Here is a 7,400-nt window from a genome sequence, read left to right as displayed (position 1 = left end):
CAGGTTGTCAGCACTTTTTTGCTGCCGCTCCAGCACCGCAGTGCCTTCGCCTTCCCCATCAACCCCGCCGCCGTTCGGCTGCGAGGGGGCGAATATTAAGGGAGGGCGCCGCCGAAGGCAAGCAAATTAAGTAAAAACCCGAATTCGACCTTGAAGTGCTTCAAAGGCAACAAATGTCGCACCGGTGACAGCATCGGCGGAACGCTTCGCCTAAGCTGGCGCCCCATACCTATAAGAGAAGCACCCCTGACTACGATTCAGTCAATCAGTCGAAGGAGACAACCATGACGCTGATCCCGAACGCCGGCCTGTCGCTGGTCACTGGCGCCACCGACGTGCCGCTGTCGGACCAGACCATCGCCGAATTGCTGGCCGCCACGGCGGCGGCCCACCCGGACGCGGAAGCCGTCGTCTTCCGCGAGCAGGGAATCCGCTGGACCTGGCGCCAGTTCAGCGAGCAGGTCGACCGCCTGGCCACCGGCCTGCTGGCGCGCGGCATCGCGCGCGGCGACCGCGTCGGCATCTGGTCGCCGAACCGGCAGGAGTGGCTGGTGACCCAATTCGCCACCGCCCGCATCGGCGCGATCCTGGTCAATATCAATCCGGCCTACCGGCTGGCCGAGCTCGAGTACGCGCTGAACAAGGCCGGCGTCCGGATGCTGATCACCGCCGCGCGCTTCAAGACGAGCAACTATATCGAGATGCTGCAGAAGCTGGCGCCGGAACTGGCCGACAGCCAGCCGGGCACACTGCGCGCGGCACGGCTGCCCGCACTGCAATGGGTGGTGCGCATGGGCGAAGAAGACACCGCCGGCATGGTTCGCTATGCCGAAGTGCTGTCCGCGCCGGATATCGCCCGGCTGGACGCCATCGGTTCGGCGCTCGCCCCGCACGACCCGATCAATATCCAGTTCACCAGCGGGACCACCGGCAACCCCAAGGGCGCCACGCTGACGCACCACAACGTGGTGAACAACGGCCGCTACGTGGCGATGGCGATGCGTCTGACCGAGCGCGATTCGCTGTGCATCCCGGTGCCGCTGTACCACTGCTTCGGCATGGTCCTGTCGGTGCTGGCCTGCGTCAGCGTCGGCGCGCGCATGATCTTCCCCGGCGAGGCCTTCGACCCGCTGGCGACCATGCAGGCCGTACACGAGGAACGCTGCACCGCGCTGCACGGCGTGCCGACGATGTTCATCGCCCAGCTGGACCACCCCGACTTCACGAAATTCGACTTCACCTCGCTGCGCACCGGCATCATGGCCGGCGCGCCGTGCCCGATCGAGGTGATGAAGCGCGTGGTCAAGGACATGCATATGGCCGAAGTCACCATTGCCTACGGCATGACGGAGACCAGCCCGGTCTCCTTCCAGAGCGCGACCGACGATCCGCTGGAAAAGCGCGTGGCGACGGTCGGCCGGGTCCAGCCGCATCTGCAGTGCAAGATCGTCGACGAAACCGGACAGGTCGTGCCGGTCGGGGCCACCGGCGAGCTGTGCACCCGCGGCTATTCGGTGATGCTGGGCTATTGGGAGGACGACGCGCGCACGCGCGAGGCGATTCGCGACGGCTGGATGCATACCGGCGACCTGGCGACGATCGACGAGCAGGGCTATTGCAATATCGTCGGCCGGGTCAAGGACATGGTGATCCGCGGCGGCGAGAATCTGTATCCGCGCGAGATCGAGGAATTCCTGTTCCGCCATCCGAAGGTGCAGGCGGTGCAGGTGTTCGGCGTGCCCGATCCGAAGTATGGCGAGGAGCTGTGCGCGTGGATCGTGCTCAAACCCGGGCAGAGCGCCACCGAGGACGAGATCCGTGAGTTCTGCCGGGATCAGATTGCCCACTACAAGATCCCGCGTTATGTTCGTTTCGTCGACGACATGCCGATGACGGTCACCGGCAAGGTGCAGAAGTTCGTGATGCGGGAGACCATGATTCGGGAACTGGGGCTGGAGCCGGCGGCAACCGCCTGACGCTTCGTCGATGCCGTGGCGGCGGGCGGGTCTTCATTGCGCGCCGCCGCGCCGGCCGTTTGCCTACACCGCACGCATCGCCAAGACAGGAGCGCCCGCCATGGCCGTCCACATCGTCAGGCTCGGAACCCCACGCAGCGCCGGTGAAGGGCTGCGGATCGGCACGGTACGCCGGCCGCCCCGCGGCGTGCCGCGCAGCGAATACGCGAGCCGGGACTTCTACGATGTCTGGTTCCCGCTGCTGTCACCGTCCCCCGAACTGGTTGCCGAGGCCAAGCACGCCCAGCATGAGCAGGACGACAAGGCCTGGCGCCATTTTGAGCGGCGCTTCCAGGCCGAGATGGCGGAGCCCGAAGCCAGCCGCACGCTCGACCTGCTGGCCGCGCTGTCACACCAGACCGATTTTGCGATCGGCTGCTATTGCGAGGACGAACAGCGCTGCCATCGCTCGATCCTGCGCAAGCTGCTGGCCAAGCGGGGCGCGGCCCTGGCCCAGGCTCCCCAGCCGGCAACCGACTGACGAGGCCGCCACGCCACAGGCCGCAGCAAGCGGCGCGCTATGATAGGCGCCTTGCGCGACACGCGCCCGTCCTTGCGGCTCGTCCTGCGGGCCGCGCCCCCGCTCCGCCCCGTCCGCCGCTAATTTGCCACCACGCCCATGGCATTGAACCTGGTCTGGCTGTCCTTTTTCCTGTCCGCCTTCGCCATTGGCTGCGTGCGGCTGGCGCATGGCGATACCGCCATCTTTCCGGCCATGCTGGCGAGCCTGTTCGACAGCGCCCGCACCGCCTTCGAAATCTCGCTGAGCCTGGCCGGCATCATGGCGCTGTGGCTAGGCATCATGCGGATCGGCGAGCGTGGCGGCGTGGTGCAGGGCTTTGCGCGCGTCGTCAATCCGGTGCTGCGCCACCTGTTTCCCGGGGTTCCGCAAGGCCATCCCGCGCAGGGCGCGATGATGATGAACGTTTCGGCCAATATGCTGGGGCTCGACAACGCCGCGACGCCGCTGGGCCTGAACGCGATGCGGGAGCTGCAGACGCTGAACGACAAGCCCGACACCGCGACCAATGCGCAGATCATGTTCATCGTGCTCAATACCGCGGGGCTGACGCTGATTCCGACCTCGGTGATCGCGATGCGGCAGGCGGTCGCGCTGAAGCAAGGGCTGGTCGGCTTCAATGCCGCCGACATCTTCCTGCCGACGCTGCTGGCAACAGGCGTGTCGTGCCTGGCCGGCCTGGTCGCCGTGGCCTGGACGCAGCGGCTCAATCTGCTCAAACCCGCGATCCTGGGCACGTTGCTGACCATCGTGGCCGCGCTCGGCGGTCTGGCGGTGTGGCTGCGCCATGCGCCGGCGCCGCAGGTCGACACCGTCACCGCGCTGGCCGGCAGCCTCTTCATCCTCGGACTGATCGTGCTGTTCCTGTTGTGCGGGGCCGTGCGGCGGGTCAACGTCTACGAGTCCTTCGTCGACGGCGCCAAGGAAGGCTTCGGCGTGGCGGTGCAGATCATTCCTTATCTGGTCGCGATCCTGGTCGCGATCGGGCTGTTCCGCGCCAGCGGCGGCATGGACTGGCTGATGCAGGCCCTGGCGGCGGGCATCGCGAGCCTCGGACTGAACACCGACTTCGTGCCGGCGCTGCCGGTCGGCCTGATGAAGATATTGTCCGGCGCCGGCGCCCGCGGCCTGATGGTCGACGTGATGACGACCTACGGCGTCGACTCCTTCCAGGGCAAGCTGGCGGCGATCATCCAGGGATCGACCGAAACCACCTTCTATGTGCTGGCGGTCTACTTCGGCAGCGTCAATGTGCGCCGAACCCGGCATGCGCTGGGCTGCGCGCTGTTCGCCGATGGGGTCGGGCTGGTCGCCGCCATTGGCATCGCCTATCTCTTCTTCCATTGACGGCAGTGGCTGAAGGTGCATGGGGACAGATGACTGTTGCACCGACACAACAAAATCGTGCCGATTGCGGCCGCCTTCGGGTTTTTTGGTATGCAGACCTTGGTGCGTCGCAACAAGCCGCGTATAGTGAAGTCTGTCTCCTCCACCACCTCGGTGGATTCCAGCCCGCGCACAACCTGCGCGGGTTTTTTTTCGTCCACATCCTGCGGCCAAGGACGACAGCTGTCCGTCTGTGTCGGCGAACGGTTGCTGCAACGCAGCAGACGCAATACCGCGAAGTAAGCGGGTACTCGCTCCCGGAGGCGCGGCGCAAACCCGGGCACGGAACCGTCGGCCGCCGAGGCGCCCGGCTGGCGTGTGCCGCCCGATATCCTAGAATGGTCGTGACCCCCGTCTCTTTCGGCCGAGGCACGCCATGTCTGAGATCCTGTTTCCCAGCAGCGTCCCCACCTACTGCGCAGCCAGCCTGACGCTGTCGTGTCCCGCCACCGTCAACGGTCAACCGTCCCGTTATTCGATTACCGCCGAAGCGCTCGAGTCGCACTTCGGCGCACGCTCGCCTCGCGAGGAAGATCTCGTACGCGCCTTCACCGACCACCGGCCGCGCATCGAAAGCATCGCCCAGTCGCTGTTCGAGCTGACCCGTTCGCGCAACATCGTGCTGCGCAGCGGACACGTGCGCTTCGTTCCCGAATCCTGATCGCAAGCCGTATCGGAGCGGCCTTGCGGCGCCCGCCAATTAATTGACCGAACGGTCGGTTTATATATAATGCTTCCTACCGCTCGGCCCTTGCATGGCCGAGACCCGCCAGAGGAGGCGTCATGTACACCCAAAGCCTGGATCTGCCCCAACCGCCGCTGCCGGCCGGCACGCCGCGCGCGGCCAGCGAAGGCGCCAGCCCCATCGACGATGCCGAGGCCCAGGCCGCGTTCGACGCGCGCCTGGCCGCGGACGGCAAGATCGAGCCGCAGGACTGGATGCCGGCCGCCTACCGCAAGACGCTGGTCCGCCAGATTTCGCAGCACGCGCATTCCGAGATCATCGGCATGCTGCCCGAGGGCAACTGGATCACGCGCGCGCCGTCGCTCAAGCGCAAGGCGATCCTGCTGGCCAAGGTGCAGGACGAAGGCGGCCACGGTCTCTATCTGTATTCGGCGGCCGAGACGCTGGGCACCTCGCGCGACGAGATGGTCGATGCCCTGCATCGCGGCAAGGCGAAGTACTCGTCGATCTTCAACTACCCGACGCTGACCTGGGCCGACGTCGGCGTGATCGGCTGGCTGGTTGACGGCGCGGCGATCATGAACCAGATCCCGCTGTGCCGCTGCTCCTACGGTCCGTACGCCCGGGCGATGATCCGCATCTGCAAGGAAGAGTCGTTCCACCAGCGCCAGGGCTTCGACGCGCTGCTGGCGATGATGCGCGGCACCGATGCGCAGCGCGAGATGGTGCAGGACGCGGTCAACCGCTGGTGGTTTCCGGTGCTGATGATGTTCGGCCCGCCCGATGCGGCGTCGACCAACAGCGCGCAGACGATGGCCTGGGGCATCAAGCGGATCTCCAACGACGATCTGCGCCAGAAATTCGTCGATGCGACCGTCGAGCAGGCCAAGGTCCTCGGCGTCACGCTGCCGGACCCGGGCCTGCGCTGGAACGAGGAACGCGGCCACTATGACTATAGCCCGCTGGACTGGGACGAGTTCTGGCGGGTCATCAACGGCGACGGCCCGTGCAACCGCGAACGGCTGGCGACGCGCGTCAAGGCGCACGAGGACGGCGCCTGGGTACGCGAGGCCGCGCTGGCCCACGCCGCCAAGGTGGCGCGGCGCGAGGCGGCCCAAGCCCGCGCAGCGGCCTGAGCCGAGCGCTCCAGCAAGCCGGCCGACAGGAGACCAGCAAGATGACGCAAAAGGAATGGCCGCTGTGGGAAGTATTCGTCCGCAGCAAGCAGGGCCTCGAACACAAGCATTGCGGCAGCCTGCATGCCGCCGACGCGCACCAGGCGCTGCGCATGGCGCGCGACGTCTATACGCGGCGGCAGGAAGGCGTGTCGATCTGGGTGGTGCCGTCGTCGGCGATCACCGCCAGCGTGCCCGACGAGAAGGCGGAGCTGTTCGACCCGATGGCCGACAAGATCTACCGGCATCCGACCTTCTATCAGCTGCCCGATGAAGTCAACCATATGTAACAAGGGCCGCGCATGACCGCCACGCTCAGTTCCCCCACGTCGCCGCTGCTGGCGAGCCTGCCGCTCTCGCGCACCGCCGGATGGCAGTACGTGCTGCGGCTCGCCGACAACGCGCTGATCCTCGGCCAGCGCAACGCCGAATGGTGCGGCCACGGCCCGGTGCTGGAAGAGGACATCGCGCTGGCCAATATCAGCCTGGACCTGATCGGCCAGGCGCGCCTGCTTTATGCGCGCGCCGGCGAACTGGAGGCCGAACTGACCGGCCGGGCCCGCCACGAGGACGACTACGCCTACTGGCGGGGCGAGCGCGAATTCCGCAACTGGACGCTGCTGGAGTTGCCGCACAGCGGGCCGCTGGCAGGGACTGCCTCGTCGGACCGGGATTACGCCGTCACCATCGTGCGCAACTTCCTGTACAGCGCGCTGATGGTCGAGCTGTGGGGCGCACTCGAAGCCAGCCGCGATGCCGGCCTGGCGGCGATCGCGTCGAAGTCGATCAAGGAAGCGCGCTACCACCTGCACCACGGCGCCGACTGGCTGGTGCGGCTGGGCGACGGCACGGAGGAATCGCACGCGCGCACCCAGCGCGCGCTGGACCATCTGCTGCCCTATATGAACGAATGCTTCGCGGCGGATCCGGTCGAGCAGCAAGCGGCAGCGCAGGGCATCGCGGTGCCGACGGCGGAGTTGCGGCCCGCCTGGCAGGCCACCGTCGAGCAGACCGTCGCGGAGGCCACGCTGACGCTGCCCGCCGCCACCGCCTTCGTGTCGACCGGCAAGCAGGGCCTGCACTCCGAGCATATGAGCTATCTGCTGGCGCAGATGCAGAGCCTGGCCCGCGCCCATCCCGGCGCGCACTGGTAACGCCGGACGCCGCGCGCATCGAGACCAAACCCCATGCCAGCCACGCTGACCCACTCCGATACCCGCGTGCATGCGCCGTACGCCGATGCCGACGCGCCGGCGCACGCCGCCCGCGTGGCCCGCGCGTGGACGGTGCTCGAAGCCGTGCCCGATCCCGAGATCCCCGTGGTGTCGATCCGCGACCTGGGCATCCTGCGCGAGGTGGCGGTGGCCGATGACGGCGCGCTAGAGATCGTGATCACGCCGACCTATTCAGGCTGCCCCGCGATGGCGGAGATCGCCGAGGACATCGGCCGCGCGCTCGACCGGGCGGAGCTGGGCCCGTGGAAGATCCGCACCGTGCTGGCGCCGGCGTGGACCACCGACTGGATCACCGCCGAGGGCCGCGACAAGCTGCGCGCCTACGGCATCGCGCCGCCGGCGCGCTGCGCCGACCACGGCGTGCAGGCCCGGCCGCTGCGCTTC

General features: G+C 67.3%; 8 protein-coding genes. All 8 read left to right on the top strand.

Going from position 1 to position 7,400, the window contains the following annotated elements; all coding sequences use genetic code 11:
- Positions 1 to 284: 284 nt before the first annotated feature.
- Complete coding sequence (locus B551_RS10720; RefSeq protein WP_006579228.1) at positions 285 to 1,976, top strand: AMP-binding protein; 1,692 nt, start codon at positions 285 to 287, stop codon at positions 1,974 to 1,976.
- Between the two features lie 100 nt (positions 1,977 to 2,076).
- Positions 2,077 to 2,496 carry a DUF488 domain-containing protein gene (locus B551_RS10715; protein ID WP_006579227.1) on the top strand — a complete coding sequence of 140 codons (420 nt, stop codon included), beginning with the start codon at positions 2,077 to 2,079 and terminating at the stop codon, positions 2,494 to 2,496.
- Between the two features lie 138 nt (positions 2,497 to 2,634).
- The gene (locus tag B551_RS10710) at positions 2,635 to 3,882 is read left to right on the top strand and encodes a nucleoside recognition domain-containing protein (protein WP_023264061.1); all 1,248 of its coding nucleotides are present in this window, start codon (positions 2,635 to 2,637) and stop codon (positions 3,880 to 3,882) included.
- A 415-nt stretch (positions 3,883 to 4,297) separates the two neighbouring features.
- On the top strand, positions 4,298 to 4,582 hold the full coding sequence (locus B551_RS10705; RefSeq protein WP_006579226.1) for a DUF1488 domain-containing protein: 285 nt from the start codon (positions 4,298 to 4,300) through the stop codon (positions 4,580 to 4,582).
- A 122-nt stretch (positions 4,583 to 4,704) separates the two neighbouring features.
- Complete coding sequence (gene paaA / locus B551_RS10700) at positions 4,705 to 5,742, top strand: 1,2-phenylacetyl-CoA epoxidase subunit PaaA (RefSeq protein WP_006579225.1); 1,038 nt, start codon at positions 4,705 to 4,707, stop codon at positions 5,740 to 5,742.
- 41 nt (positions 5,743 to 5,783) lie between these two features.
- Positions 5,784 to 6,071 (top strand): 1,2-phenylacetyl-CoA epoxidase subunit PaaB, encoded by a 288-nt coding sequence (gene paaB, locus B551_RS10695; protein ID WP_006579224.1) that lies wholly within the window; start codon positions 5,784 to 5,786, stop codon positions 6,069 to 6,071.
- 12 nt (positions 6,072 to 6,083) lie between these two features.
- Positions 6,084 to 6,935 (top strand): 1,2-phenylacetyl-CoA epoxidase subunit PaaC, encoded by an 852-nt coding sequence (paaC, locus tag B551_RS10690; RefSeq protein WP_006579223.1) that lies wholly within the window; start codon positions 6,084 to 6,086, stop codon positions 6,933 to 6,935.
- 33 nt (positions 6,936 to 6,968) lie between these two features.
- Positions 6,969 to 7,400: 1,2-phenylacetyl-CoA epoxidase subunit PaaD (gene paaD / locus B551_RS10685; RefSeq protein ID WP_083492571.1), on the top strand; the 432-nt coding region annotated here is incomplete at its 3' end.

Source organism: Cupriavidus sp. HPC(L), from assembly GCF_000307735.3.
Classification (GTDB): domain Bacteria; phylum Pseudomonadota; class Gammaproteobacteria; order Burkholderiales; family Burkholderiaceae; genus Cupriavidus.
Note: the sequence above shows the minus strand (reverse complement) of the source record. Positions and strands in the feature narration are given on the sequence as shown.

Excerpts from the sequence above, each read along its gene's own strand:
- B551_RS10710 (WP_023264061.1), top strand. The coding sequence starts at position 2,635 with ATGGCATTGAACCTGGTCTGGCTGTCCTTTTTCCTGTCCGCCTTCGCC.
- paaC (WP_006579223.1), top strand. The coding sequence starts at position 6,084 with ATGACCGCCACGCTCAGTTCCCCCACGTCGCCGCTGCTGGCGAGCCTG.
- paaA (WP_006579225.1), top strand. The coding sequence starts at position 4,705 with ATGTACACCCAAAGCCTGGATCTGCCCCAACCGCCGCTGCCGGCCGGC.
- paaB (WP_006579224.1), top strand. The coding sequence starts at position 5,784 with ATGACGCAAAAGGAATGGCCGCTGTGGGAAGTATTCGTCCGCAGCAAG.
- B551_RS10720 (WP_006579228.1), top strand. The coding sequence starts at position 285 with ATGACGCTGATCCCGAACGCCGGCCTGTCGCTGGTCACTGGCGCCACC.
- B551_RS10715 (WP_006579227.1), top strand. The coding sequence starts at position 2,077 with ATGGCCGTCCACATCGTCAGGCTCGGAACCCCACGCAGCGCCGGTGAA.
- B551_RS10705 (WP_006579226.1), top strand. The coding sequence starts at position 4,298 with ATGTCTGAGATCCTGTTTCCCAGCAGCGTCCCCACCTACTGCGCAGCC.